Source organism: Aeromonas sp. Y318-1, from assembly GCF_027706125.1.
Classification (GTDB): domain Bacteria; phylum Pseudomonadota; class Gammaproteobacteria; order Enterobacterales; family Aeromonadaceae; genus Aeromonas; species Aeromonas hydrophila.
Genome location: NZ_JAPDCM010000009.1, coordinates 158,144 through 183,710, shown reverse-complemented (window position 1 = coordinate 183,710; position 25,567 = coordinate 158,144). Strand labels below are relative to the sequence as shown.

Annotated in this window: 25 protein-coding genes; 23 read left to right on the top strand and 2 right to left on the bottom strand. The window is 58.2% G+C overall.

Translation table 11 applies throughout. From position 1 onward, the window contains the following. Positions 1-119 precede the first annotated feature (119 nt). From OKB87_RS15040 to OKB87_RS14965, 16 genes are all read left to right on the top strand, one after another. Complete coding sequence (locus OKB87_RS15040; RefSeq protein WP_270827877.1) at positions 120-1,334, top strand: tyrosine-type recombinase/integrase; 1,215 nt, start codon at positions 120-122, stop codon at positions 1,332-1,334. A 36-nt stretch (positions 1,335-1,370) separates the two neighbouring features. Then, positions 1,371-2,315 carry a hypothetical protein gene (locus tag OKB87_RS15035; protein ID WP_270827876.1) on the top strand — a complete coding sequence of 315 codons (945 nt, stop codon included), beginning with the start codon at positions 1,371-1,373 and terminating at the stop codon, positions 2,313-2,315. Positions 2,316-2,441: 126 nt separating this feature from the next. Then, complete coding sequence (locus OKB87_RS15030) at positions 2,442-2,681, top strand: helix-turn-helix transcriptional regulator (RefSeq protein ID WP_270827875.1); 240 nt, start codon at positions 2,442-2,444, stop codon at positions 2,679-2,681. Positions 2,682-2,683: 2 nt separating this feature from the next. Further along, on the top strand, positions 2,684-2,938 hold the full coding sequence (locus OKB87_RS15025) for an ogr/Delta-like zinc finger family protein (protein ID WP_270827874.1): 255 nt from the start codon (positions 2,684-2,686) through the stop codon (positions 2,936-2,938). A 31-nt stretch (positions 2,939-2,969) separates the two neighbouring features. After that, positions 2,970-4,397, top strand: a complete 1,428-nt coding sequence (locus tag OKB87_RS15020; RefSeq protein WP_270827873.1) for a GPO family capsid scaffolding protein — start codon at positions 2,970-2,972, stop codon at positions 4,395-4,397. 4 nt (positions 4,398-4,401) lie between these two features. After that, positions 4,402-5,103, top strand: a complete 702-nt coding sequence (locus tag OKB87_RS15015) for a hypothetical protein (RefSeq protein WP_270827872.1) — start codon at positions 4,402-4,404, stop codon at positions 5,101-5,103. Between the two features lie 412 nt (positions 5,104-5,515). Continuing rightward, positions 5,516-5,689 (top strand): hypothetical protein, encoded by a 174-nt coding sequence (locus OKB87_RS15010; protein ID WP_270827871.1) that lies wholly within the window; start codon positions 5,516-5,518, stop codon positions 5,687-5,689. Then, on the top strand, positions 5,686-5,961 hold the full coding sequence (locus tag OKB87_RS15005; RefSeq protein WP_270827868.1) for a hypothetical protein: 276 nt from the start codon (positions 5,686-5,688) through the stop codon (positions 5,959-5,961). Before OKB87_RS15010 ends, OKB87_RS15005 begins: the two co-directional genes overlap by 4 nt. Next, the gene (locus tag OKB87_RS15000; protein ID WP_270827867.1) at positions 5,958-6,254 is read left to right on the top strand and encodes a hypothetical protein; all 297 of its coding nucleotides are present in this window, start codon (positions 5,958-5,960) and stop codon (positions 6,252-6,254) included. Before OKB87_RS15005 ends, OKB87_RS15000 begins: the two co-directional genes overlap by 4 nt. Next, positions 6,251-6,535: a hypothetical protein gene (locus OKB87_RS14995; protein ID WP_270827866.1), complete on the top strand. Its 285-nt coding sequence runs from the start codon at positions 6,251-6,253 to the stop codon at positions 6,533-6,535. The genes OKB87_RS15000 and OKB87_RS14995 overlap by 4 nt, the downstream gene beginning before the upstream one ends. Continuing rightward, the gene (locus tag OKB87_RS14990; protein WP_270827865.1) at positions 6,522-9,425 is read left to right on the top strand and encodes a DUF927 domain-containing protein; all 2,904 of its coding nucleotides are present in this window, start codon (positions 6,522-6,524) and stop codon (positions 9,423-9,425) included. Before OKB87_RS14995 ends, OKB87_RS14990 begins: the two co-directional genes overlap by 14 nt. 510 nt (positions 9,426-9,935) lie before the next feature. Then, positions 9,936-10,235 (top strand): type II toxin-antitoxin system RelE/ParE family toxin, encoded by a 300-nt coding sequence (locus OKB87_RS14985; protein WP_270827864.1) that lies wholly within the window; start codon positions 9,936-9,938, stop codon positions 10,233-10,235. Beyond that, the gene (locus tag OKB87_RS14980) at positions 10,232-10,522 is read left to right on the top strand and encodes an addiction module antidote protein (protein ID WP_270827862.1); all 291 of its coding nucleotides are present in this window, start codon (positions 10,232-10,234) and stop codon (positions 10,520-10,522) included. Before OKB87_RS14985 ends, OKB87_RS14980 begins: the two co-directional genes overlap by 4 nt. Positions 10,523-11,967: 1,445 nt before the next feature. Beyond that, complete coding sequence (gene amt, locus OKB87_RS14975) at positions 11,968-13,404, top strand: ammonium transporter (protein ID WP_016351995.1); 1,437 nt, start codon at positions 11,968-11,970, stop codon at positions 13,402-13,404. 324 nt (positions 13,405-13,728) lie between these two features. Next, complete coding sequence (gene rlmD, locus OKB87_RS14970) at positions 13,729-15,081, top strand: 23S rRNA (uracil(1939)-C(5))-methyltransferase RlmD (protein ID WP_270827861.1); 1,353 nt, start codon at positions 13,729-13,731, stop codon at positions 15,079-15,081. 148 nt (positions 15,082-15,229) lie between these two features. Further along, positions 15,230-15,412: a DUF5363 family protein gene (locus OKB87_RS14965; RefSeq protein ID WP_270827860.1), complete on the top strand. Its 183-nt coding sequence runs from the start codon at positions 15,230-15,232 to the stop codon at positions 15,410-15,412. On the opposite strand, the gene tppF is transcribed toward OKB87_RS14965, so the two are convergent. Next, positions 15,381-15,995, bottom strand: a complete 615-nt coding sequence (gene tppF / locus OKB87_RS14960) for a type IVa pilus pseudopilin TppF (protein WP_233270757.1) — start codon at positions 15,993-15,995, stop codon at positions 15,381-15,383. The two genes, OKB87_RS14965 and tppF, sit on opposite strands and share 32 nt — an antisense overlap. Positions 15,996-16,035: 40 nt before the next feature. Between tppF and OKB87_RS14955 the strand changes: the two genes are divergently transcribed. The 7 genes from OKB87_RS14955 (at position 16,036) to deoD (ending at position 23,229) form a co-directional block, all read left to right on the top strand. Beyond that, on the top strand, positions 16,036-16,812 hold the full coding sequence (locus tag OKB87_RS14955) for a TatD family hydrolase (protein ID WP_270827859.1): 777 nt from the start codon (positions 16,036-16,038) through the stop codon (positions 16,810-16,812). A gap of 225 nt (positions 16,813-17,037) precedes the next feature. Beyond that, a complete protein-coding gene (locus OKB87_RS14950; protein WP_011707414.1) occupies positions 17,038-18,312 on the top strand; it encodes a NupC/NupG family nucleoside CNT transporter in 1,275 nt (424 codons plus the stop codon). 123 nt (positions 18,313-18,435) lie between these two features. After that, entirely contained in the window at positions 18,436-18,606 is a 171-nt protein-coding gene (locus tag OKB87_RS14945) for a XapX domain-containing protein (RefSeq protein ID WP_005305103.1), read from the top strand. A 391-nt stretch (positions 18,607-18,997) separates the two neighbouring features. After that, positions 18,998-19,771 carry a deoxyribose-phosphate aldolase gene (deoC, locus tag OKB87_RS14940; protein ID WP_270827858.1) on the top strand — a complete coding sequence of 258 codons (774 nt, stop codon included), beginning with the start codon at positions 18,998-19,000 and terminating at the stop codon, positions 19,769-19,771. Between the two features lie 109 nt (positions 19,772-19,880). After that, positions 19,881-21,212: a thymidine phosphorylase gene (deoA, locus tag OKB87_RS14935; protein ID WP_016351989.1), complete on the top strand. Its 1,332-nt coding sequence runs from the start codon at positions 19,881-19,883 to the stop codon at positions 21,210-21,212. A gap of 14 nt (positions 21,213-21,226) precedes the next feature. Then, a complete protein-coding gene (locus OKB87_RS14930) occupies positions 21,227-22,435 on the top strand; it encodes a phosphopentomutase (RefSeq protein WP_270827857.1) in 1,209 nt (402 codons plus the stop codon). 77 nt (positions 22,436-22,512) lie between these two features. Next, positions 22,513-23,229, top strand: a complete 717-nt coding sequence (deoD, locus tag OKB87_RS14925; RefSeq protein ID WP_011707410.1) for a purine-nucleoside phosphorylase — start codon at positions 22,513-22,515, stop codon at positions 23,227-23,229. A 69-nt stretch (positions 23,230-23,298) separates the two neighbouring features. Here deoD and OKB87_RS14920 read toward each other — a convergent pair whose 3' ends face one another. Then, positions 23,299-25,545 carry a sensor domain-containing diguanylate cyclase gene (locus tag OKB87_RS14920; RefSeq protein ID WP_270827856.1) on the bottom strand — a complete coding sequence of 749 codons (2,247 nt, stop codon included), beginning with the start codon at positions 25,543-25,545 and terminating at the stop codon, positions 23,299-23,301. Positions 25,546-25,567: the final 22 nt, after the last annotated feature.

The window sequence follows — 25,567 nt, the reverse complement described above, 5'->3', positions numbered from 1 at the left end:
GAGTGAATTTAGGCCCCCAGAATACCGGCCAAGCGTTGCCGCGTAAGGGCTGCACGAAAAAAGTTTAGGCCCCCACTGATAACGATTTGTGCCCCCAACATTGGAGATTTAGGCCCCCAATGCCTTTGAACGACATCACAGCAAGACAAGCCAAATGGAGCGGCAAACCAAGTGGGGACAAGCTGACCGATGAGAAGGGGCTTTTCCTGCTGGTCAACAAGTCAGGCAAGTACTGGCGCTTGAAATACCGATTCGCTGGCAAGGAGAAGAAACTAGCCATTGGGGTCTACCCTGAGGTGTCGCTAAAAGAGGCGCGAGCCAGGCGAGACGACGCCCGGAGATCTATCGCTGAAGGTGTTGATCCTGGCCTTGCCCGCAAGCAGGACAAGATCGCCGGGCAGATAGTCAGGGAGAACTGCTTTGAAGTGCTCGCCAGGGAGTGGCATCAAGGCCAGTTGGCGCGATGGAGCCCAAGCCACGCCGCCAGGGTGATCGAGTCACTGGAGGCTGACGCATTCCCTGATCTCGGTGCTGTACCCGTTACCGAACTGACAGCCCCCATGATGCTCGATGCGTTGCGCAAGGTGGAGAAGCGCGGCGCGTCTGAAACCGCCGGACGCGTGTTGCAGCGGATCAGCGCCGTGATGCGCTACGCCATTCAGACAGGACGAGCGAGCAGCAACCCAGCGCAAGACCTCAAGGGGGCGCTTGTAGCCGCCAAGAAAGAGCACCGCCCCGCACTGCCCAGGGCTGAGCTGCCGGAGTTCTATCGGCGCTTGGCCGCTGAGCCAATGAATCAGGCAACCCGCCTCGCCTTCCATCTGCTGATGTTGACCATGACCCGCCCAGGTGAGGTGCGCTTTGCCCGTTGGGATGAGTTCGATCTCGAGCGGGCAGAATGGCGGATCCCCGCTGAGCGTATGAAGATGCGAGCCCCGCACCTCGTTCCCCTATCCCGCCAGGCGCTGGCCGTGCTCGATGAGCTGCGCGGCCTGACGGGGCATTGTGAGCTGTTGTTTCCCAGTGAGCGCCGTCTGACTACCCCAATCAGTGAGAACACATTGAGCTATGCCATGGGCCGCATGGGATACAAGGGGACAGCCACACCGCATGGATTCAGGGCGCTAGCTTCTACAACACTGAACGAAGAGGGCTTTAACCCTGACGTGATAGAGCGCCAATTAGCCCATGCAGAGCGCAACAAGGTGAGGGCAGCGTATCACCGTGCCGAATACCTGGACGACCGTCGCAAGTTGTTGCAGTGGCTGGCCGATTTCTACGAGTCACAACAGGGTGGCAATGTACGGCCTATTAATTTTAACAGAGCAGGATAATCGCATTTTGTAGATAACAGTGAGGTAATACTAATTATGGTTGAATTGCGTACTATACCACCACTTGAATATTTTAAAATTGACAGGGCAGCCGATATATTAGGATGCGAAATTGAAGATATTCTTCATTGGAATCTTACAGGTGCTACTCACTTGAACATAATATTCCATGAAACAGGAAGACGCTACAAATTAATTAGTGCCGAAACAAATAATATTCCTTTTAATGTTTGTGAAGGAGTAAACACAAGGGAAGACGTCATTGGCATTTTATCTGAATGGCATGCGGAAAATGAATTAAATAAATCAATACATATTTTCGGAATGACTTGCCGTGACGAAAAAATGAAATGGATAGGAAGAGGTGGGTATTCCATTGTTGATATTTTCATTCGTTCTACTAAAGATCCTTGCTATGACCATTTAGAGCCAAAAAGAGAAATTTCCCCATTTGGGTATTTTTTCGCCCTCATCGACAATAAAGGTATTAATCATTTAATTAAAGGTGAATGTGTTGATGAATTTTATATTGGTGCCTATCTAGATGGGGTTAGTGTAGCTGATTCAAATTTTGCGCATTTCACTTTATCGATGGATGGCAGAGAGTTATTAAATTCATTGGTCATTGAATATGAAGAGGTAAAGAAGCTGCAATATCATATCGTGCGCGGCAAGAAATTTGATTGTGACGCATCGGAATTGTCACCATTTGAAAAAATGCATAAAAATAAACGTAATCATCATGAGGAAAAGAGAGAGGAAATTTACGCTGCCGCATTCTATGCATTATTTAACTGGTCTGATGAACTTGGTGTCAACAGTGAGCAGCTACAGGGAGTTGCTGCAAATAAAATAACAGAGGCTATATGTAACCATTCTCAGTTTCTTTTTGGGTCGGATAATCCGATCCTTAGCCGTGAAAAAATATCAAAACTTTTAGGTGCTGCAATAAATACGGGAAAGGTGCATAAGAGCAAGTAGCCCGCGCCTAACCAACGTCAGGTAGACGCTACCCAACATCAGGTAGACGCTACCTGCCGCTGAAAATCAGCAAATCTATGTTTTCATAGCTCCAACACGTAAAGCCACGCATTGGAGCTACACGCCATGAAAACCACATCCCCCCATGCATTACCGCAAGAAGGCTTTGTAAGGGTTGCCACAGTAGCCCACACGCTGAACATTTCCATCGGAACTGTCTGGCGCTGGTCTGCGGCTGGCAAGTTCCCTAAGCCGGTCAAGATTTCTGGCAAAGTTACCGGTTGGCCTGTCGCCGAAGTGCGTGCCTGGATTGCAGCGAAAAGCGCTACCATCAATCAACCTGTCAGTAACCAAGCAAACTCATAGCAATGCGCGTGCTCTGCCATCATTGTGGTGGTGTTGGTGTTATCACCAAGACTGATCGAATGTCTGAAAACGTCTCTAATTTGTATTGTCGATGCAAATCGGATGATTGTGGGCATACCTGGGTTTCTGTGCTCGCATATAAACATACGATAAGGCCATCTGCTAATAAGGTTAGTGCATTGATATTGCAGCTCATAGATTCGTTGTCACCTGAGGATAAAAAACAAATCATTATCGAGTTGTCAAAAGCAAAATAGTGCTTTCTCATAACAATACTTGGGGTTTTCAATGAGTACATCTGAATTAAAAACAGACTGGGTATGTATCGCCACGGCTGGCAAAACCATTGATGGACGGGAGATAAAGCCTGAATGGCTAACCCAAATGGCCGCAACCTATAATAAGGAGTTTTATACAGCGTGCCTATGGCCTGACCATTACCGCGTTAAATCGCTTGGCAGTGTCGATGCACTCAAATCAGAAGTGGTGAATGGTATCGTCAAGCTGTTTGCCATCATCAAGCCATCGCTTGAACTTATCACATATAACAAGGCATCCCGTTATATGTTTTGTTCCATCGAGCCAGAGCCTGATTTCGCTGGCACTGGTAAATGGTATTTGCCAGCACTAGGAGTTACCGACGAACCAGCGAGCGTCGGCACTACACACATGAAATTCAGCAAAAATAATGCCCTTATTGGGCAGTCACAATGCTGGACTAACAAAGCAGAGACATATATGAAAAATCAACCGATAAGCTATACAGATTTAATAAATAATATCAGCATACTATCCATGCAGGTGGCTGATAAAGAATTTCGTATTGACCCTACCGGCAGCGGCTTACTGCGCTCTGCCATTGTGCAAGCAACCCCTATGCTGGAACTGCTGACGTTTCTGGACGTAGACGACCATACTGCGCCGCTCTTTGACCCTATGACGGACGGGCTGCGCTCAGGTCGCAAGGATGGCGAGCGCTTCATCGTGCCTGCACGCCCAAGCCAGCGCGATCTGACCTTCCATGAAATAGACAGTAGCGCCGTCTGGACATGGCGCCAGCTTGCTCAGATGTTGTCAGGGCTGAGCCAGACCCAGGCCAACGAGCTGCTGGAATCATTGGCCTTGGCTGCCTTTGGTGATGATCTGCTGCGCGTTGGCTTCCACGGTCAATTTGCTGCCGATAACACCGACCCGGTTGCGAACCCCAACGGTGAGGACGTGATGCCGGGATGGCATGCCATTGCTTTGGCTGCCGATCCTGGTGGTGAACGGGTGGTGCGCTCTGCTGTCACATTCGATACCAAAGGCACCGGCGACTATGTCGACCTCGATACCATGGCTTATGCCCTGATAGCCAAGCTACCGGCGGCATATCGCAATGATCCACGTTTGCGGGTCATGGTGGGCGGCGAGCTGCTACGGGCACACAAGCAGGCCTATTTGCAGCCTGGTCAGGTGCGTAGCAAAGACCAGCAGATGAAGATCGCCGATATGCCTGTACTGTCGCACCAGCGCATGCCGGGCAACTACCTGGCCGTGACCTTCCCAGAGAACCTGCAAATCATCAGCGCCAGCCATACCCACCGCCTCAATGCAGATGAACTTGGCGACATCAATAGCTGGGGTTTGCGGTATATCAGATCCCAGACATATGAGCTTGGCGATAAAACCGCCTACGCCGCCTTTGACGACATCAGCATCACTACCAAGGAGTGACCCCATGGAACAGATACAACATACCCAGGAAGTACAGGACGTGGCACCTATTGCGCTGGATGAGTGCATCGCCACCTGTCGCCGTGAGCACAACATGATGGCGGGGATTGATCGTGAGGTGCAGGCGCTGCGGGAGAATCGCCAGCAACTGCTGGAGCGGATGGCACAGGCCCAGGTGCGCCGTGATGAGATCCGCCAAGGCCGGGTAGATGGGCTGGTGCGCGGTGAACAGAGCCAGAAAGCTACTGACGATGAGTATCGTGAGCTTGGCGAGCTTATCGCGGATGGTCAACTGGCTATTAACCAATCAGAACAACAGGAGCGGCGTTTTATCTTGCCGCTGTATGAGGCTCATAAGGCCGTTGTCATAAGCCGTCAGGCCGTGGAGCGTTGTTACGCCAAGGTGCTGGATGCTGAGGCACAGGGCATTCTCAAGGCGCTTAGGCCGCACCTGGAGAAGCTGGCGGCCATCACCAATACCAAGGGCCGTGTTATAGGGGTTGGGATGGCATATGACTGGGTAAACGGTGAATTGATGGGGGCATTTCGTCAGGAGCTAGGCAGTGACATGCTGGAATATGCAGACGAGAACGAAGCCGCTATGGCACTGCTGGCCATGGACATCACGCCGAGTGCCGCTGACCTTTTCGACCTGTGCGACACCCCAGGCAAGATGCAGCGTTTTCGCCGCGAAATGAGCGCATAAAAATGGGGGCCAACCCATGGCCCCCACTTCACTTCGTACTATCCCACCGCTATTCAATCAACCCGATGAGAGATTGATTAAAATGCACTCTATCAAAGACCAAGATCTGACCAAAGCACTATTTCGCTCGCAAGCGGGCTTGCCTGATACGGTGCGACACGGTACGATCTTCATTGCTACCACCTTAGACAAGTGGTGGCATGGCTGGCGGATTAGACACCCGCAAGCAGAATCACTCGATGAAAATATGCCTCATATCCCGAAACTTCGGCCACTGCGCCGGAGGTTTATCCAGTTTCGGGGCATGGGTCGGGAGCCAAAGAAAACGCCCCGGCTGCGCCTATCCATCGAGGGGCGCTGTCTTGCGGCTACCCGATCCGCCATCGTGTCAAACTCGATGGAAATTACCCTCATGATCTATACCTTCCTGATCCAACGCTCCCGCGCCTGTCGCGTGGTGGAGCTGTCCCGTATCCGCACCATTTCCGCCTTTGGTCAGAACGAAGCCCAGGCGCGCGCCGCCTTGGCGGGTTTGCCCCTGGTGTTCATGTCCCGCATCCCGAGCAACAAGGGGGTGGCCGCATGAGAATGCCATTCACTTTCTTTGCATGGGCGGCAGCCAGCGAACCCGGCTTCATTGGCCCTATCAATCCACGCACCGGCAAACGCTCGCAAGCGGGCAGCCTGAGCGCCTTCCCTACCCGTAAAGCCCGAGCCGAATTCATTGCCAAGACCCAAGGGGCGGCTGTTGCCGTGACCGCCAAAGAGGCCCGCCAGTTGAAGGCCGGTTTAGATGACCGGGCATTTCGTGAACTGGTCGATCTGCTGGTTGATGAGATGGCAGGGGGTGAGCGATGAGACAGAGCAATGAGCAGAACGGACAGGGGGCGAGCTACCCAATGCAGGGCCTGAAATTACCCTTTCTTGTCCATTTCGACATGCTGCCGCGCTGGCTGATGGATATCACGTATGAAATCCGGACTTACAGGGGCGTGGAGCAAGGTGGTTTTAATGAATCGCTGGTGTGTTTCAAACCGACGACCGGAGACCAAATCATCCGAGCGGAAGCGTTAGCCATTGAGATAACCAAAATTTGCCAGGAAGAACGGCAGGAGCAGCAACGGAAAGCGATGGTAGGAGGTGTCCAATGATCGAATTTGAGCAAGATAACGGCTATCCCATGCAGACCATCAAATTGCCGCTGCCGCTTCCTGTCGAAATGCTGCCTGGCTGGCTGATGGAGCTCACCCATGCGGTTGACTATCGCCTGCATCATGGTGCCTTTGGCGACTATCAGACCGTGGTGCGCTTCAAGCCTGAGACACATGCGCAAATTCTGCGGGCAGAGATATTCGTGATTGAGGTCGCCAAGATCTGCAAAGAGGAGCGACAGAAACAACAAGAACAAGGGGAAAGCCATGAGCGCGAATAACAACAACCATGCGAGCGCGGTCTCTGATGTCGCTGCGGCGGCCTGTGGGCACTGGCCCGGCGTCTTGGCATCACTGGGCATTGATGTTCCTAGCGGGCGCAAGCATGGCCCCTGTCCGGCTTGTGGCGGTAAAGACCGTTTCCGCCTCGATGACAAAGGGGGGCGCGGCACGTTCATTTGCAACGAGTGCGGCGCGGGTGACGGGCTGGACTTGGTTGCCAAAGTAACCGGCAAACCAATCAAGGAGGCCGCCGCTATGGTGGCCCCTCTGGTGGGGCTAAATGGTGCGGGGATGGACCCTGCAGAACGTGAGCGCTTGCAGCAGCAACAGCAGAACAGGGAAGCGCAGGAGCGCAAGCAAAGCGAGCTGATGCGCAAGAAGGCCGCCCGGCGGGCCGCTGACATCGTGGAGGACAGCCAGAAGGGGCATTCCCCCTATCTGGTCGGTAAGCGCGTGAGGTGGCCACATGGGCTGATGACGCGCACGGTGATCGCCATTGGCAAGGAGAGCTTTCCCCATGGTTCAACCGTGGTTCCACTGACCGATGAAGGCGGCTACCTGGTGAACGTGCAGCTTATCCGGCATGACGGATCCAAGAGCTATCTGGCAGGCGGTCAGAAACAAGGGGCTTATCACCGCATCGATGGCGGGGATCTGATTGCCGTTGTGGAGGGGTATGCCACCGGGCTATCTGTGCACCTGGTGACCGGGGCAACGGTCTATTGCGCGATGGACGCCGGCAACCTGGTGAACGTTGCCGGCACAGCTCGCCGGCAACATCCCCAGGCGATGATCTTGGTGTGTGGTGACAACGACATAGCCAAGCAGAGCAACCCAGGCAAGGTCAAGGCCGAGGAGGCCGCGCAAGCCGTGGGGGGGCTGGTGTCGCTACCGCCTGCCCCAGGTGATTGGAACGACTATCACCAAGCCTATGGGCGCGATGACACCAAGGCGGCGATCATGGGGGTGATCCCCGTTGTATCGCCGGAGACCGACAAGCCAAAGGCGGCCAGCCAGAAGAAGCCCAAGGGCCAGCAGGCGGCCAAGCAGGCAACCCCGGACAGCGCACAGGGGGTGAGCACTGAGCCAAACCCAGTAAGCGCGGTGCAAGAAGGGGATCCCGGCTTCCTGCCGGATCAGCAAGAGGATCCAGCACCGCAGGCACACGATGAAAACGATGATCTGCCGGAAGGGTTCATTATCAAACATGGCGGGCTGTACGGAATTGAGTGGGTCGGGCGCGGTGAAGAGGCACGGCGTGAGGAGGTGCTGTTATCGCCGGTTGTGCGTGTCCTGGCACGTACGGCCAATGAGCGGGGCTATGGTCATGGCAAGCTGCTGGAATGGCAGGACAGCCGGGGCCGCTTGCGTCAGTGGGCTATGCCCATGGAAAGGCTGATCCAGCGCGGGGGTGAGGCGGCGATAGTGTCGCTGGTTGATGGCGGGCTTGGGTTCGTGAACATGGAGAAGCGCAACAAGTTCACCCGCTATCTGATGATGTGCCAGCCTAGCCGCGAGATCACCTGTGTTGAGCACACCGGTTGGCATGATGGGACGTATGTGCTGCCAAGCGGCGGCATTGGGCCGAATGCCGGTGATGTGATCTTGCAATCGGGTGGTTACGTGGACAGTGACTTTACCAGCGCCGGGGAGTTGGCCGATTGGCAGCGCCAGATCGCCGCTGTGGCCGTTGGCAACAGTCGGCTAGGGTTTGCCCTGTCCTTGGCCTTTGCCGCGCCCCTGCTGTCACTGGTAGGGCTTGAGGGGGGGGGGTTCCACCTCAAGGGCGAGAGTACAGATGGCAAGTCAACCATCATGAAGGCGGCAGCGAGTGTTTACGGCCAGCCTGATCGCTATAGCCACACCTGGCGGGCAACGGGTAACGCCATAGAGGGGATCGCTGGGCGGCGTAATGATGCGCTGCTGTGTCTCGATGAGCTGGGCGAACTGGATGGGCGTGAGGCCGGACAAGTGGCCTACATGCTGGCGAACGGGCAAGGCAAGGGGCGTAGCCGTCAGGATGGCGAATTGCGCGAGCGCAAAGCGTGGCGGCTGCTGTTCCTCTCGACCGGTGAGCTTTCCCTTGAAGATCATGCCGCCGAGGCAGGCAAGCGCACCCAGGCAGGGATGGAGGTGCGGACTATCCAGATCCCGAGCAGCACCGGCAAGCATGGGGCGTTTGAGGAGCTGCACAGCCAGCCGGACGGGCGAGGCTTTGCGGACGCGCTCAATGACGCTTGTAAGCGCCACTATGGCACTCCATTCCGTGCCTATGCCGAAGCGTTGGCCGCAGGGCTGGAAGCGTACAGGGAGCGGCTGAAGGCGGATATGAAGCGTTTGGCGCATGAGTTCACTCCGGAGGATGCCGGTAATCAGGTCGGGCGGGCCATCAACCGCTTTGCCCTAGTAGCGGCGGCGGGTGAGCTGGCGAGCGAACTGGGGATCACCGGTTGGCCCCAGGGGGAGGCTACAAGGTCGGTGCGGGTATGCCTCAAGGCGTGGCTCGATGAGCGGGGGCACTTGGGCAACAAGGAAGACAAGGCAGCACGGGATCAGGTTCGGGGCTTTATGGTTGCTCACCAGTTCAGCCGCTTTGCGGACTGGTACGACCCTAATCACCGCCCGGCTAACATGGTGGGTTACCGCAAGGTGGAGGGGGGCATAGTGAGCTTTATCGTGTTGCCGTCGGCTTGGGCGGAGATCACCAAGGGGCGGGATCCAAAGCGAGCGGCTCAGTTGTGCTTTGAGGCGGGTTATCTGCTGACGTCGAAAGACAAGAAGCGATTTCAACGCAAAGTTAGGCTGCCAGGCATGGACGCCCCAAGCTGGGCCTATGTGCTGACCGGGCAAGTGCTGGCAGATGTGGCAGATGGATTGGAAGACGAATAAGCCAGCCAGAAGAACGATCAGGGTCGCTACATGCGGCCCTTGTTTTTTATATGCGGTTAATGTATTCGTGCGCGCACAGCCGCCCGCACGGAACAACAAAAACAATGGGTACAGTGGGAACGTTATATATAAATACCATTGAAAGCCTTGTGTAATAAGGTGTTGCAACGTTCCCACTACACCTGCCATTTGATGGGAACACTATGGGAACAGATGGGAACAAGCTATTCATGTGTACCCACCACCTAATTTTGTTCCCATCATAGCTAGCCTTGGATGGGAACAGAGAAACCCAGCAATGGCGCGGCCTAGAGGGCAATGTTCCCACATTCCCACAGTTCCCATGGTTTTTTGAGTCAGGTGTGCGCAGGTGCGTGCGCGAGTAGCAAAAATCCCCGATGTTGGTCAATACATTTTTTCTCTGGCTGGCGAAATTTATTTTTGCATTCCGTCTTGCGGGGTGGCTCGTTCTGAATTGAAAGTTTGTGATTTATAAACTACAGTTGATGCATGATCGAAATCAAACAAACCGCCACCTTCATGGCATGGGAAAGCAAGCTGAAGGATCAGCGAGCAAAGGCAGCAATTGCCGCCCGGATCTTCCGTCTGGCTAACGGGCTGCCCGGAGACGTGTCGCCCGTTGGGCAAGGGATAAGTGAGTTGAGAATTCATTACGGCCCTGGCTACCGGGTTTACTTCCAGCAGCGTGGGACTGAAATCGTCATCCTGCTATGTGGCGGAGACAAGAGCAGCCAGGCCAGAGACATAGATACGGCGAAACGCCTGGCACATGAGTGGAGACCGCAATGAGCGAACCAATCTATGAGTACGACCCGGCCCAAGCGCTGGATGGTCCTGAGGCGATAGCCGTATTCCTCACGGATGCCCTGGACACTGGAGACGCCGCCTATATCGCCAAGGCCATGGGCGTGGTAGCACGCGCCAAGGGAATGTCAGAACTAGCCAGGGAAACAGGATTAGCCAGAGAGCAGCTATACACATCGTTCAGCGAGCGCGGCAACCCGACACTAAAAACCATGCTGGCAGTGATGCGGGCGCTAGGCGTTGATTTGACTGCCAGGCCGCACACGCAATAACCCCCCCCCATCATCGAGTAGCCACCGAGCATCCAAGCGAAGAGGGCCCCACATTGTGGGGCCCTCTTCTTGTCTGCCTGTGAGCGCCAGAGCATGGCCAAGGAAGGGCGCCGCATGATAAGGCGGCCCACAGACAGGTCGGCATCATACGTGAAGCCAATGCGCTAGCACAGACCGCACAGGAACGCTCAGGAGCGTATCGGACGCTATGGGCATTGCATCCCATACCCAAGACGCCATGAAATCAACACGGACGCGCCCACGCCACGGAAACCGCGCTCAACCGCTCCCGCCTGCGCGGTTCATATAAAAAAATTTTGCAATTTTAAAAATGTGCAAATCATACCGCCAGGGCACGCAGATCCTGGGCAGAAGGGTCGAAAACAAAATTTCACAGAATTTCAATTTTTGAAGAAAAGTGCACAAAACGATCACGGGTAAAAATCACACGAGCACTTTTAAGTTATTGATATACAGTTTGTTTTTGGTGTTTTGCGTGGATTTGTATTTTTTACGTTCAGTTTCGGATAGTGTTTGAGGTTGATAAAAATCCATATAAATCAAATTGTTGCGGTTTTGTGCTCTCGATGAAAAATTTCAATTGTGAAATTTTGAGGCTAAAAGATTTTGGTCACTGTGACGCAAAAGCCAGTGATGAGAACCAAGAAATGGTGACCTGGCAGCATGCTGTTTTACGTGGATTCCGTGAGGTGCAGCCATGCGGCCAGGATCCAATGTGCATCAGGCGCGGCCGATGGTGCAGGAAGCCGCTCAGGGGCTCTCAGGCGGTCGCTGATGCGTTGCGGGTTGTCTTGGGTGCTTGGAGCGCTGCCGACCATGATCGTTCTTCTGGCTGGCCGTCCCTTAGGGCATAATGAAATTCAGTCTGGGGGCCTTTTTGGGGGCACAAAGCAAAATTACACTGGTCATATCGCAATAAAAACAAAGACTTAAATCGTCGTTTCGATAGAGACCCCGGCACCATCAAATTCCAAGACAAAAGGCCATCAGCAATGATGGCCTTTTGTTTTTCCGCTTTTCCCCTTTCCCCTTTCTCATCGCTCTTCCGTTTTCTGGCTGATATCGACAGGCCGGCTTGCTCGTCTATGCCCCGCATGACCTCCCTCTGCGCTATTTCGGTGCGGCAGTATGTGTGTGCACAGCGGAAGTGCGCACTTGCTCAAGTTAGCGCGTCCCGTGCGCCAATCTGGTGCATCAGTTCGCTGTGGTAAGCATAACTTAATGATTTAAAACTATTTATTAAGTTGGCCTGCTTTGTGCTTTGAAGCACTTATGTCGCCATGATGCCGCTCATCCGAGGAATGATGGGCGGGGTGGTCACCAGTGTGTAGCGAATGTGGATGTACGTGAATCGTCGGTTTCGATGTTCATATCAGGAAATGGACCCGGCCGGGAGCCGGGACGACAGGGAAGGAGATGGCTGTATGCTCAAGAGACTCGTGATGACTGGCCTGTTGGCGCTTGCCGCCTTGCTGGCCGCCCCCAGCTGGGCTGAAGAGGTGGTGGCCGCCTCAGCCGAGGTCGTGCAGGCTGCGGCACCGGCAGTTGTGACCATCAACAAGGGGGACAATACCTGGATGCTGCTGTCGGCAGCCCTGGTGATCCTGATGTCTATTCCGGGCCTGGCCCTGTTTTATGGCGGCCTGGTGCGCAGCAAGAACATGCTGAGCGTGCTGATGCAGGTGTTCACCCTGTTCTCGCTCATCTGCGTGCTGTGGATCCTCTACGGCTATTCGCTGGCCTTTACCGAGGGCAACAGCGTTTATGGCTCCTTCAGCAAGGCGCTGCTCAAGGGAGTCACCCCTGATTCCATCGCCGCCACCTTCAGCAAGGGGGTCGGCATCAGCGAGTTCATCTATGTGGTGTTCCAAGGCGCCTTTGCCGCCATCACCTGCGGTCTGATCGTGGGGGCCTTCGCCGAGCGCATCAAGTTTGCCGCCGTGCTGCTGTTCTCGGTGATCTGGTTCACCTTCGCCTATATCCCGTTGGCCCACATGGTGTGGTACTGGGCGGGGCCGGATGCCTATACCACGGCCGATGCCGCGGCAGCCGCCACCGCGACCGCCGGTTATCTGTTCCAGCACGGTGCGCTGGACTTTGCGGGCGGCACAGTGGTGCACATCAACGCGGCGGTGGCCGGTCTGGTCGGTGCCTACCTGGTGGGCAAACGCCTGGGCTATGGCCGTGACCCCATGACCCCGCACAGCCTCACCATGACCATGATCGGGGCCTCCCTGCTCTGGTTCGGCTGGTTCGGTTTCAACGCCGGTTCCGCACTGGAAGCCAACGGCACGGCGGCACTGGCCTTCATCAATACCTGGGTGGCTCCGGCGGCGGCGGCCCTCTCCTGGACCCTGGCCGAGTGGGTGATGAAGGGTCGCCCCTCCCTGCTGGGCGCGGCTTCCGGCGCCGTCTCCGGGCTGGTGGTGATAACTCCGGCGGCCGGCTTCGTCGGAGTGGGCGGTGGTCTGGTGATGGGCCTCATCAGCGGTGTTGCCGGGCTGTGGGGGGTCCACGGTCTCAAGCGGCTGCTGGGCGCCGATGACAGTCTGGACGTGTTCGGCGTGCACGGGGTGTGCGGCATCCTGGGGGCGCTGCTGACCGGCGTCTTCGCCAGCCCGGATCTGGGCGGTACCGGGGTGTGGGACTACGTCACCAACCAGGTGGCGGAGGGTTACTCCATCCTGGCGCAGGTAAAAATTCAGGCCATCGGGGTCGGCGTGACCATCCTCTGGTCCGGCATCATCTCGGTGGTGGCCTACAAGCTGGTGGATCTGCTGATCGGCCTGCGAGTGAAAGAAGACGCGGAGCGGGAGGGGCTGGATGTCACCACCCACGGCGAGAAGGCCTACAGCCTGTAATCCGCCATCTGTTAGTCAGCAATATTGCCGCCGGCCATGCCGGCGGCTTTTTTATGTCGGATTGTCGGGGTTTGATATCTGGGCCGTCGGGGTGATAGCCCATCCGTGGTCACCATGCCCTCTTATTAGGACAACCCCTGAATCGCGCCGGGGGACTCCGGCTTTTTCGGCAGATAACGCCAGGCGGGGCAATGTCCTCGGTCTTGTTGCTGTTTTATGCCTGCAATTTGGCCGGATCTCCGCTAAACTCTGCCACCTTTTCTTGATGGGGCTGGCCGGGCCGGTTCCATCACCCCTCTTTTATATGTACTTTTGGAGCCGCTCATGCCGTTAGTGGGACATCAACACCAGATCGAGATCCTGGAACTGACCGACAAAGGAGATGGCAAAGGACGCCTGTTCGACCGCCCCCTGTTTGTCGAAGGTTTGCTGCCCGGTGAGCAGGCGCTGGTGGAGCTGACCGAGGTCAAGCCCAACTATCTGCACGGCAAGGTGACCGAGCTGCTCCAGCCCTCCGCCGATCGGGTCGCCGACTTCTGCCCCAACACCGAATGCGGTGGCTGCCAGGTGCGCCCGCTGGCCTATCCGGCCCAGCTCAAGCTCAAGCAGGCGCTGGTGGAGAGTGCGCTGGAGCAGGCCGGGCTGGGTGATACCACCGTCAGGACCATCCTCGGCATGGACAGCCCGTTTGCCTATCGCAACAAGGCCCAATATGCGGTGCGCGGTTGCGACGCCGGCGCCGAGATCGGCTTTTATCGCAAACACTCTCACGATCTCATCACCGCCGATGACTGCGCGGTGCAAGATTCCCTGCACGTCGAGCTGAACGCCCGGGTACGCAACTGGATGCGCGAGCACAACATCGCCGCCTATGACGAAGTGAACCACACCGGCTGTGTACGCAACCTGATGACCCGCAAGGGCTTCAAGAGCGGCGAGCTGATGGTGGTGCTGGTGACCCTGGGCGAGGAGCTGCCGTTTGAAGCCGAGCTGCTGGCGGGCTTAAGCGATCTGCCGGTTACCACCCTGGTGCAGAACATCAACGAGGAACGCACCAACCGCATCCTGGGGGCCACCAACCGGGTGCTGCTGGGCGAAGGGGTGATCCGCGACAAGATCCACGAGCTCGAGTTCGAGATCTCGCCGCTCTCCTTCTTCCAGAACAACCCGAGCCAGACCGATGTGCTCTACTCCAGCGCCCTCGAGTATGCCGAACTGACCGGCAACGAGACGGTGTTCGACATCTACTGCGGTATCGGCACCATCTCCCTGTTCCTGGCTGGCAAGGCTGCCAAGGTGGTGGGGATCGAGTCGGTGGAGAGCGCCATCAGCGATGCCCGTCGCAACGCCGCCCTCAACGGCATCGAGCACACCGAATTCCACGTCGGCAAGGCCGAGCAGCTGATGCCCGAGCTGCACGCCCAGGGCGTGACCGCTGACGTGGTCGTCATGGATCCGCCCCGCAAGGGCTGTGACAAGGCTGTGCTGCAGACCCTGGTCGCCATGGCGCCCCGTCGGCTGGTCTATGTCTCCTGCAACCCGCAGACCCTGGCCCGCGATCTCGCCTGGCTGGTCAAGCAGGGCTTCGTGCTGGATGAGGTGCAGCCGGTCGACATGTTCCCGCACTCCATGCACGTGGAAGCGGTTGCCCGCCTGAGCCTGCCCACCCAGGCGTGAATTGAATTAGCCAGATAGCTCTGATAAAAACGACTCCAAATGGAGTCGTTTTTTTATACCTGTCATTCCGGTATCGAGTCGTGGCATTAGCGGATTCGGAGCAGATAGGCAGAAACGGCAAGGGGACGACAGAGACGAGGAACAGACCATGAAAGGCATCTTGTTACGCTGGCTGGCTCGCTACGATGGCTGGTGCGAAGAGTGGGGACTCACACCGGAGAACCGGCGCAGCTGCGTGCCGGTACGCCGCGAGCAGGATGACGCGCCGCAGACGGAGCTGCAGGGCGAGTCGGAAGCGCTCACTGGAAATTGCGGGTCACGGCACCAGTGACGCTGTTGTAATCGAAGGAGAGGCCAGCCGGATAGGCCGGGAAGCGACCGATGGAGTCACGCAGGGTATAGCGGCAGTTGTCGTGGCGCAGATTGCCTTCTAGTTGGTCATCGGCCGTCATGAGTCGCGAGACATAGTCGCTGGTCGAGGCTGCATCTCTCTCGTCAGCTACCGTCTGGTCGGTATTGAGCAGACCGTCGAACAGACTTTCGCAGTCGTCCGGGCTGCTGACGGAGATCTGGTCGCTCTCACCACCAGGGAAGGGGGTGTCTGGCGCTTGGCCCCCCTGATCCTCCTTGGTGCCCACCGGCCAGCCGCGGCTGTTGATATCGAGATCCTGTTTTCCCATGCCGCTGAAGTTGTAGAGCGCTAGCGGCTCTCCCTTTACCTTGACCGCCCAGCCGGCATGGGCCAGCTGCACCGCGCTGGCGAAGCTGGTGGCGGTGGTGGCGACCGTACTCTTGAGTGCATCATCCTTGAGATTGATGAAACGGGGCAGGGCGGTGACGGCCAGGATCCCCAGCACTATGATGACCAGCACCAGTTCTATCAGGGTAAAGCCGTGGCTTGTGCGTTTCATCATGATATGGACCCATTAATTACGACAAACAGGTGAGAGCGACATGCAACTGATCGACACCCATTGCCATCTCGATTTTCCGGTCTTCGATCCCGATCGGGCGGCGCTGCTGGCCGAGTGCCGCCAGCTGGGGGTGAGCGAGTATATCATCCCCGCCGTGGGAGAGGAAAACTGGGGCCGGGTGATGGCGCTGGCGGCAGAGTACGACGGTATTTCCTATGCCCTGGGTGTGCACCCCTGGTATGTGGGGGGCCAGACTCCGGCGGTATTGACCCGGTTGCGGCGACTGCTGGCCGAGCGTCCACGCGGGCTGGTGGCGGTGGGGGAGTGCGGGCTGGATCTGCGCTCTCATGTGCCGCAGGAGGGGCAACTCGAGATGTTCGAGGCTCAAATCAAGCTGGCCATGGAGCATGAGCTGCCCTTGATCGTCCATTCGGTGCGCGCCAACGACACGGTGGCCAAGATCCTCAGGCGCCTGCGTCCGGCCAGAGGGGGCGTCATCCACGCCTTCAGCGGCTCCCTGCAGCAGGCAGAGGCGTTCTGGCAACTGGGATTTCGGCTCGGTATCGGCGGAGTCATCAGCTTCGAGCGGGCCAACAAGACCCGAGAGGCGGTGCGCGACATGCCGCTGGAATCCTTGCTGCTGGAAACCGATGCCCCCGACATGCCGCTGCAGGGTCAGCAGGGAGCGCCCAACACCCCCGCCAACCTGCCGAAAATTGCGCAACTGCTGGCCGATTTGCGGCAACAACCGCTTGCCCATGTTGCCTCGGTGTTACGTGAATCCACTTTGCAGGCTTTCCAACTGGGCAAGTCATAAATTAACAGCTGATTAACTATTGATAGCGGCATGATAAAAAACGGGGTGAGTAAAAATCGTTTGCGGTCTAATTTGACGACCCCTAGCGCATTTCATGCTTATAAAATGTGACCAGCATTCTACTTTGTCGCACCGTAATTAGTATAATGCGCACCCTTGATTGATGGCTTTGAGATACAAGTTGTTAACAAGCTGGAAGGTGCTACTAAAGAGGAAGTGTTAATAATGAATTTGATAATGGGTCTGGTAGGGATGGCAACGCTCGTCCTTATCGCGGTGCTGTTCTCCAGTAATCGCAAAGCAATAAAAATTCGCACCGTTGTCGGTGCCTTTGCAATTCAAGCTGGACTGGGTGCATTCGTGCTGTACGTCCCGGTTGGCCGAGATATTCTGGTGGGTGTATCCGATGCCGTTTCCAGCGTCATCGGTTATGGCCAAAACGGTATCGAATTCCTGTTCGGTGGTCTGGTCAGCAACAAGATGTTCGAAGTATTCGGTGGCGGCGGCTTTATCTTCGCCTTCCGCGTACTGCCGGTCATCATCTTCTTCTCCTCGCTGATCGCCGTTCTTTATTACCTGGGCATCATGCAGTGGGTCATCAAACTGCTGGGTGGTGGCCTGCAAAAAGTACTGGGCACTTCCCGTACCGAATCCCTCTCTGCCACTGCCAACATCTTCGTGGGTCAGACTGAAGCCCCGCTGGTGGTGCGTCCCTTCATCTCCAAGATGACTGACTCCGAGCTGTTTGCCGTCATGTGTGGTGGTCTGGCCTCCGTTGCCGGTTCCGTACTGGCTGGCTACGCCTCCATGGGCGTCAAGATGGAATACCTGATCGCCGCCTCCTTCATGGCCGCTCCGGGTGGTCTGCTGTTCGCCAAGCTGCTGGTGCCGGAAACCGAGACCCCGAGCTACGACGAGAACAATGCCGATGGCGAGCTGGAAGACAAGCCTGCCAACGTGATCGATGCCGCTGCCGCCGGTGCTTCCGCCGGTCTGCAACTGGCCCTGAACGTCGGTGCCATGCTGCTGGCCTTCATCGGCCTGATCGCCATGATCAACGGCATCTTCTCCGGTGTGGGTGGCTGGTTCGGCTATCCGCAGCTCTCTCTGGAACTGCTGCTGGGCTGGATCTTCTCCCCGCTGGCCTTCCTGATCGGGGTACCCTGGAGCGAAGCCATCGTGGCCGGTTCCTTCATCGGTCAGAAACTGGTGGTCAACGAGTTCGTGGCCTACCTGAACTTTGCCCCGTATCTGAAAGATGAAGTGCTGATCAATGGCGTGGCCATGTCCGACCACACCAAGGCCATCATCTCCTTCGCCCTGTGCGGCTTTGCCAACCTGTCCTCCGTCGCCATTCTGCTGGGTGGTCTGGGCTCCATGGCACCGAACCGTCGCGGCACCATTGCCAAATTTGGTCTGAAAGCCGTACTGGCTGGCTCTCTGTCCAACCTGATGTCTGCGACCATCGCAGGCTTCTTCCTGGCGCTGTCCGGCATGTAATATCGCCTGACTGTCAGGGTAAAGACGAACGCCACAGCGAGAAGCTGTGGCGTTCGCGTTTGGGGCGGTGACAACCGTTTTCCTTTCTAAACTAATAATAAAATGAGTCAAATCGGAGGTTATATGAATGAAGTGCTACTGGCGATGGCGGCCGGCTTTATCGTTGGCTTGTTGTTTTCTTTCCTCAAATTGCCGATCCCGGCCCCGCCCGTATTGTCCGGGGTAATGGGGATCGTCGGAGTCTATCTGGGGGGGCTGGCATACTCCTGGATACTCACTCGCTTCTTCTCTTAACGCACTTTTCAGTACCGGATTTGCCAGATGTGAGGTACCTCTGAAAATGGCAAATCCGGCTTGCAAACAAGGGGTATCTCGGCTGAAATAGGCATTGCCAGCAGGGTGCTGGCATTGACTAATGCCCGATGAAATCGGGTGTTGGCGGTCAAATGGAATTGATTGGGAAGTCGGGTCAGACCTTGTCTGCCTTTCTCAAGTCTTCATGGAACCAAGTCCGCACTTTTGTAAGAAAGTGACAGGGCTCTTGCCTTATTTGCAGCCTCATTGCCCGTGCAATTGCGCTGCAATTCCATTCCCGTTTCTTTGGGAGTCGTGTCTTGCCGGTTGCGTTGCGACAGGCGGACCCATGCCCTGGAATCCGGACTAAATCGAGACTTTGGAGAACAGAATGACTGATCTGAAACTGGCCGCCCAGCGCGCCCTGAACCTGATGGACCTGACCACTCTGAACGATGACGACACCGATCAGAAGGTGATCGACCTGTGCCGCAAGGCCAAGTCACCGGCTGGCCTGACCGCCGCCGTCTGCATCTATCCCCGTTTCATCCCCATCGCTCGCAAGACCCTGCGTGAAATTGGCGCCGCCGACGTGCGCATTGCGACCGTGACCAACTTCCCGCACGGCAACGACGACATCGAGATCGCCGTGGCCGAAACCCGCGCCGCCGTAGCCTACGGTGCCGACGAAGTGGACGTGGTGTTCCCGTACCGCGCCTTCATGGCCGGCAATGAACAGGTCGGCTTCGATCTGGTCAAAGCTTGTAAGGAAGCCTGTGGTAGCCAAGCCCTGCTGAAAGTGATCATCGAAACCGGCGAGCTGAAAGAAGAGGCGCTGATCCGCCGCGCGTCTGAAATCTCCATCGACGCCGGTGCCGACTTCATCAAGACCTCCACCGGCAAGGTGCCGGTCAATGCGACTCCGGAAGCTGCGCGCATCATGATGGAAGTGATCAAGGGCAAGAACCCGAAAGTCGGCTTCAAGCCGGCCGGTGGCGTGAAAGACGCCGCCGTGGCGGGTCAGTACCTGGCCATGGCCGAAGAGATCCTGGGCAAGGACTGGGTATCAGCCCGCACCTTCCGCTTTGGTGCATCCAGCCTGCTGGCCAGCCTGCTGGCCACACTGGGGCATGGCGACAAGCCGGCCAACACCAGCGGTTACTAATAGGTTGATGAGAGGGCGGACCTGGTCCGCCCTGTTTCGCCCCCACCATGCGGTGTGCGGGCAAGGATTCAGGCTTGTGTAACGCCAGCAATGGCGGAGGGAATGAAAGATGTTTTTGCCTCAAGAAATTATTCGCAAGAAGCGCAACGGTGAAGCGCTCAGTACCCAAGAGATTCAATTCTTCGTTCAGGGCATTACCAACAACACCATCGGCGAGGGCCAGATTGCGGCGCTGGCGATGGCGGTCTACTTCAAAGACATGACCATGGATGAGCGGGTTGCCCTGACCTGCGCCATGCGCGATTCCGGCATGGTACTGACCTGGGATCACCTCAATCTGGGTGGCCCGATCGTCGACAAGCACTCCACCGGCGGTGTGGGTGACGTCGTCTCCCTGATGCTCGGCCCGATGGTCGCCGCCTGCGGCGGTTTCGTGCCGATGATCTCCGGCCGTGGCCTGGGCCACACCGGCGGTACCCTCGACAAGCTGGATGCCATTCCGGGCTACCAGACCTCGGTTGACAACGATCGTTTCCTGAAAGTGGTGAAAGAGGCGGGTGTCGCCATCATCGGTCAGACCGGCGATCTCGCCCCGGCCGACAAGCGTATCTATGCGGTACGCGACATCACTGCCACCGTCGAATCCATCGCCATGATCACCGGCTCCATCCTCTCCAAGAAGCTTGCCTCCGGGCTGGAAGCGCTGGTGATGGATGTGAAAGTGGGCTCCGGCGCCTTTATGCCGACGTTTGAAGCTTCCGAAGAGCTGGCCAAGAGCATTGTGGCCGTGGCCAACGGTGCCGGTTGCCGCACTTCAGCGCTCTTGACCGACATGAACCAGGTGCTGGCCTCCAGCGCCGGCAACGCGGTGGAAGTACGCGAAGCGGTGCGCTACCTGACCGGTGAATACCGCAACCCGCGCATTCACGCCGTCACCATGGCGCTGTGTGCCGAGATGCTGATCTCCGCTGGCCTGGCCAGCGATGACGGCGAGGCCCGCCGCAAACTGCAGGCGGTGCTGGACAACGGCAAGGCGGCCGAGATCTTCGGTCGCATGGTGACTGGCCTCGGCGGCCCGGGCGACTTCATGGAGCGCTACGATCATCACCTGCCGAAGGCCGCCATCGTGCGCCCCGTCTATGCCGCCAACAGCGGTTTCGTGACTGCCATGGACACCCGTGAACTGGGTCTGGCCGTGGTCGCCATGGGCGGTGGCCGTCGCGCTGCCGGTGACAAACTTGATTATGCGGTCGGTCTGACCGACTTTATCCGCCTGGGTCAAAGCGTCGAGGCAGACAAGCCGCTCGCCCTGATCCACGCTCAAACTGAAGAGCAATTCGCTCAGGCTGCCAGCATGGTGCAGGCCGCCGTCAAGATCGGTGACACCCGACCAGAGGCGCTGCCCGAGGTCTACCGTCGCATCGGTCTGGCTGATTTGTAACAAGGGGAAGTCCCATGAAACGTACCTTTATTCTGATGATGGACTCTTTCGGTATTGGCGCTGCCGCCGACGCCGACAAGTTCGGAGATGTGGGCGCCAATACCCTTGGCCATATCGCCAAGGCCTGCGCCGCCGGTGAGATCGAAGGCCGTGGCGCCCTCAGTCTGCCGAACCTCAGCAAGCTGGGTCTGGGTCACGCGGGCGAACTCGCCAGCGGCACCTTCCCGGCGGGTCTGAACAAGGACATCGATGTGGTCGGCGCCTACGGCTTTGCCCAGGAGCTCTCCTCCGGCAAGGACACCCCGTCCGGTCACTGGGAGATCGCCGGCGTGCCCGTGCTGTTCGAGTGGGGTTACTTCCATGACCACCACAACAGCTTCCCGCAGGAGCTGCTGGACGCCATCGTCGAGAAGGCCGGTCTGCCAGGTTATCTGGGTAACTGCCACGCCTCCGGTACCCAGGTGCTGGATGATCTGGGCGAAGAGCACATGCGCACCGGCAAGCCGATCCTCTACACCTCCGCCGACTCCGTGTTCCAGATCGCCTGCCACGAAGAGACCTACGGCCTCGAGAAGCTCTATGAGCTGTGCCACATCGTGCGCGAGCTGCTGGAGCCCTACAACATCGGCCGCGTCATCGCGCGTCCGTTCGTGGGCAGCGGCAAGGGCAACTTCAAGCGCACCGGCAACCGCCACGACTACTCCGTGCTGCCGCCGGCACCGACCGTGCTGGACTACATGAAGGAAGCGGGCGGCCAGGTGGTCTCCATCGGCAAGATCGCCGACATCTATGCCCAGCAGGGCATCACCAAGCAGGTGAAGGGGACCGGTCTGACCGAGCTGTGGGATCGTACTCTGGAAGAGGTGAAAACGGCTGGTGATCAGACCATCGTCTTCACCAACTTCGTCGACTTCGACTCCTCCTACGGTCACCGTCGCGACGTGAAGGGCTATGCCGATGCGCTGGAGTATTTTGACTCCCGCCTGCCGGAGCTGTTCGAGTTGCTGGAAGATGGCGACGTGGTGGTGCTGACCGCCGACCACGGCTGCGATCCGACCTGGGGTGGTACCGATCACACCCGCGAGTACATTCCGGTGCTGTTCTACGGCAAGCCGGTCAAGGCCGGCTCCGTCGGTCGTCGCGAGACGTTCGCCGACATCGGCCAGAGCATAGCGGCGTACCACGGTCTGCCCAAACTGGCATACGGTACCAGCTTCCTGTAATTTACCCGCCCGCCGCCTCGGCGGCGGGCAACCAATAAAGACAATAAAACTCAACCTAGTGTGAAGGAATCAAGAGAATGGCAACTCCTCATATCAATGCGAAAGATGGCGCCTTTGCTGATACCGTGCTGATGCCGGGCGACCCCCTGCGCGCCAAGTACATCGCCGAGACTTTCCTGGAGAACGTCGAGCAGGTGTGCGACGTGCGCAACATGTTCGGTTTCACCGGCACCTACAAGGGCCGTCGCATCTCCATCATGGGTCACGGCATGGGCATCCCGTCCTGCTCCATCTATGCAAAAGAGCTGATCACCGATTACGGCGTGAAGACCCTGATCCGTGTTGGCTCCTGCGGTGCCGTGCGTGAAGACGTGAAACTGCGTGACGTGGTGATCGGCATGGGTGCCTGCACCGACTCCAAGGTGAACCGTCTGCGCTTCAAGGATCACGACTTCGCCGCCATCGCCGACTTCGATCTGGTTGCCAATGCCGTACAGGCCGCCAAGAACAAAGGCGTTGCCGTGCGCGTGGGCAATATCTTCTCCGCTGACCTGTTCTACACCCCGGACCCCTCCATGTTCGACGTCATGGAAAAGTACGGCATCCTGGGTGTCGAGATGGAAGCCGCCGGCATCTACGGCGTGGCTGCAGAGTACGGTGCCAAGGCACTGACCATCTGCACCGTCTCCGACCATATCCGTACCGGTGAGCAGACCACCTCCGAAGAGCGTCAGCTGACCTTCAACGACATGATCGAAATCGCGCTGGATTCCGTCCTGCTGGGCGACAACTAATCCCCCTCGCGCATGAATAATGACAACGGCGGCCCTCGGGCCGCCGTTTTGCATTTCAAGGATGGCAGCTCAGAGGTCGAGGGCGAAGCGCCCCTTGCCGGCCTGCTTGGCTTGGTACATGGCGCTGTCGGCCCGGTGCAGCAGATCGTCGATGTGGCAATACTGGCCCGAGTGGCAGAGCGCACCACCGATGCTGCCGGCGAGGGGCAACAGGTGGCCGGCCACGTCGGCTGGCACCGCCATGGCCGCCAGCAGCCGCTCGCACAGGGCGGGCAGCTCCAGCTCCGGCTGGCGCAGGGCTGGCAGTATGATGGTGAACTCGTCGCCAGCGAGGCGCGCCACCATGTCGCCGGGGCGGACCTCGGCACTCAGCACGCTGGCGAAGCGCTGCAACAGAGCGTCGCCGACGTGATGTCCGAGCTGATCGTTGATGCGCTTGAAGCCGTCGAGATCGAGAAACAGCAGGCCCAGGGTCTCGGCGTTCTGGCGTACCCGTTCCAGCTCTCGGGAGAGGCGTAGGGTGAAGGCGCGCCGATTGGGCAGGCCGGTGAGGGGGTCGTGGGCCGCCTCGTGCTCCAGCTGGTTCTGCAGCGCCTTGAACTCGGTGATGTCGCTGCCGAGGATGTAGACCCCCGGCTCATCCCCCCGGCTCGGGATCATGGTGATCCTGAGATCGCGCGGGCCGATGGGCAGCTCGAAGCGGTTCTCGAAGCTCACCTGCTCACCGGCGAGGGCCCGCTCCAGATGGGCGATGGCCCGGCCGTAAGCCGCGTCGCCGATCACCTCCCGCACGCTCATCTCCCGCATCAGCTCGGCATCGAGCCCGAAGTAGCGGCAGTAGGCCTGGTTGGCGAACAGGTAGCGCCCCTCGGGCGAGACCATGCTGATGGTGACCGGCAGGCCGTCGGTGATGGCCCGCAACCTGGCCCGTCCGCGCTCAATCTCGGCCAGCACCTGGCGGCGGGCCGTGATGTCGTGCAAAAACAGGGCGATGCGCACCTTGCCGTCGAACTGGTAGCGCTCGGCAATCACCTCCACCGGGATGCGCTGGCCGTCGTGGGTGCCGATCTCGCACTCCAGCCGGTGTGCAGCACTCTGGGGATGGGTCAGCTGGGCCAGCAGGGGGTGAGCGCTGCCGAGCAGGGCGGGCAGGGTACGCCCCAGCATCTCTTCGGGGTGCCAGCCAAGCAGGGTGGTGGAGGCCGGGTTCCAGCCGGTGATGACCAGCGCCTCGTCGAGTTCGAGGAAGGCGTTGCTGGTGTGTTCCAGCATGTGCTGCAGGCGGCGCTGCTCTTGCCACAGGCGCTGCTGCATGGCGCCGCGCTCCTGCATCTCGCGATGCAGTTGCTCCACCGTGCTCGACAGCTCGCGGGTGCGCTCACGGACCTGCCGCTCGAGCCCCTGCTGCAGTTGCAGCAGCTCGGCTTCGGCCTGCTTGCGCTCGGTGAGGTCGGCGAACACGGCGATCAGGTGCGGCGCCATGGTGCGGCTATGGCACAGGGTCACGCTGAGCTGGACCCAGCACTGGCTGCCGTCGGCCCGGATCATCCGCTTCTCCAGCCGGTAGTCCTGCCGTTGCCCCGCGAGCAGGGCGTTGAACAGGGGCAGCTCGCGCGGCAGATCCTCGGGATGGGTCATGGCGTGCCAGGTGCGGCTCAGCATCGCCTGCTCGCTGTAGCCCAGCAGCCGCTCCAGCCCCGGGTTGGCCCGCAGCCACTTGCCTTCGAGGGAGGAGAGGGCCATGCCCACCGACGACTGGTTGAAGGTGAGGGTGAACAGGTGATCCTTGTCCTCCAGCACCTGATTGAGGCTGCGCACCTGATGGCGCCGCTCCAGATCGTGCAGGGTGTTCTCCACCAGGCGGCCGAAGTCGTCGAGATCGCGGCAGGCCTCTTGGTCGAGGTGGCGCGGGGCATGATCAACCAGACAGAGGGTGCCGAGCACCACGCCATCCAGCGCCCGCAGCGGCCGCCCGGCATAGAAGACTACGTGCGGCTCCTCGGTCACCAGCGGGTTGTCGGCAAACCGCGGGTCGAGCCGGGCATCCGGCACCTGCATGATGTCGGGACGCAGGATGGCGTGGCCGCAAAAGGAGTGCTCCCGGCTGATCTCGCACAGGGCGACGCCGGTGCGGGCAAGAAACCACTGCCGGTTCACGTCGGTCAGCGAGACCATGGCGATGGGCAGCGAGAAATGGCGGGTAATGAGCCGGGTCAGGCGATCCAGCTGATCGATGGGCTCGCGGTCAAGCAGGCCGAGGATGCGGAGTCGTTCCAGTCGACTCTCTTCATCCAGCGGCAGTGAGGGGGCAATCATACAGCGCTCCTGCTGGTGGCAT

What these genes read in the sequence shown, in the direction of transcription:
- OKB87_RS15025 (WP_270827874.1), top strand. Translation starts at nt 2,684, where the DNA reads ATGCGCGTGCTCTGCCATCATTGTGGTGGTGTTGGTGTTATCACCAAG.
- deoC (WP_270827858.1), top strand. Translation starts at nt 18,998, where the DNA reads ATGACTGATCTGAAACTGGCCGCCCAGCGCGCCCTGAACCTGATGGAC.
- amt (WP_016351995.1), top strand. Translation starts at nt 11,968, where the DNA reads ATGCTCAAGAGACTCGTGATGACTGGCCTGTTGGCGCTTGCCGCCTTG.
- OKB87_RS15005 (WP_270827868.1), top strand. Translation starts at nt 5,686, where the DNA reads ATGAGAATGCCATTCACTTTCTTTGCATGGGCGGCAGCCAGCGAACCC.
- OKB87_RS14985 (WP_270827864.1), top strand. Translation starts at nt 9,936, where the DNA reads ATGATCGAAATCAAACAAACCGCCACCTTCATGGCATGGGAAAGCAAG.
- OKB87_RS14980 (WP_270827862.1), top strand. Translation starts at nt 10,232, where the DNA reads ATGAGCGAACCAATCTATGAGTACGACCCGGCCCAAGCGCTGGATGGT.
- OKB87_RS14945 (WP_005305103.1), top strand. Translation starts at nt 18,436, where the DNA reads ATGAATGAAGTGCTACTGGCGATGGCGGCCGGCTTTATCGTTGGCTTG.
- OKB87_RS14920 (WP_270827856.1), bottom strand. Translation starts at nt 25,545, where the DNA reads ATGATTGCCCCCTCACTGCCGCTGGATGAAGAGAGTCGACTGGAACGA.
- deoD (WP_011707410.1), top strand. Translation starts at nt 22,513, where the DNA reads ATGGCAACTCCTCATATCAATGCGAAAGATGGCGCCTTTGCTGATACC.
- OKB87_RS14930 (WP_270827857.1), top strand. Translation starts at nt 21,227, where the DNA reads ATGAAACGTACCTTTATTCTGATGATGGACTCTTTCGGTATTGGCGCT.
- OKB87_RS14950 (WP_011707414.1), top strand. Translation starts at nt 17,038, where the DNA reads ATGAATTTGATAATGGGTCTGGTAGGGATGGCAACGCTCGTCCTTATC.
- OKB87_RS15040 (WP_270827877.1), top strand. Translation starts at nt 120, where the DNA reads ATGCCTTTGAACGACATCACAGCAAGACAAGCCAAATGGAGCGGCAAA.
- OKB87_RS15035 (WP_270827876.1), top strand. Translation starts at nt 1,371, where the DNA reads ATGGTTGAATTGCGTACTATACCACCACTTGAATATTTTAAAATTGAC.
- OKB87_RS14955 (WP_270827859.1), top strand. Translation starts at nt 16,036, where the DNA reads ATGCAACTGATCGACACCCATTGCCATCTCGATTTTCCGGTCTTCGAT.
- deoA (WP_016351989.1), top strand. Translation starts at nt 19,881, where the DNA reads ATGTTTTTGCCTCAAGAAATTATTCGCAAGAAGCGCAACGGTGAAGCG.
- OKB87_RS14965 (WP_270827860.1), top strand. Translation starts at nt 15,230, where the DNA reads ATGAAAGGCATCTTGTTACGCTGGCTGGCTCGCTACGATGGCTGGTGC.
- OKB87_RS15000 (WP_270827867.1), top strand. Translation starts at nt 5,958, where the DNA reads ATGAGACAGAGCAATGAGCAGAACGGACAGGGGGCGAGCTACCCAATG.
- OKB87_RS14995 (WP_270827866.1), top strand. Translation starts at nt 6,251, where the DNA reads ATGATCGAATTTGAGCAAGATAACGGCTATCCCATGCAGACCATCAAA.
- OKB87_RS15015 (WP_270827872.1), top strand. Translation starts at nt 4,402, where the DNA reads ATGGAACAGATACAACATACCCAGGAAGTACAGGACGTGGCACCTATT.
- OKB87_RS15020 (WP_270827873.1), top strand. Translation starts at nt 2,970, where the DNA reads ATGAGTACATCTGAATTAAAAACAGACTGGGTATGTATCGCCACGGCT.
- OKB87_RS15010 (WP_270827871.1), top strand. Translation starts at nt 5,516, where the DNA reads ATGATCTATACCTTCCTGATCCAACGCTCCCGCGCCTGTCGCGTGGTG.
- rlmD (WP_270827861.1), top strand. Translation starts at nt 13,729, where the DNA reads ATGCCGTTAGTGGGACATCAACACCAGATCGAGATCCTGGAACTGACC.
- OKB87_RS14990 (WP_270827865.1), top strand. Translation starts at nt 6,522, where the DNA reads ATGAGCGCGAATAACAACAACCATGCGAGCGCGGTCTCTGATGTCGCT.
- OKB87_RS15030 (WP_270827875.1), top strand. Translation starts at nt 2,442, where the DNA reads ATGAAAACCACATCCCCCCATGCATTACCGCAAGAAGGCTTTGTAAGG.
- tppF (WP_233270757.1), bottom strand. Translation starts at nt 15,995, where the DNA reads ATGATGAAACGCACAAGCCACGGCTTTACCCTGATAGAACTGGTGCTG.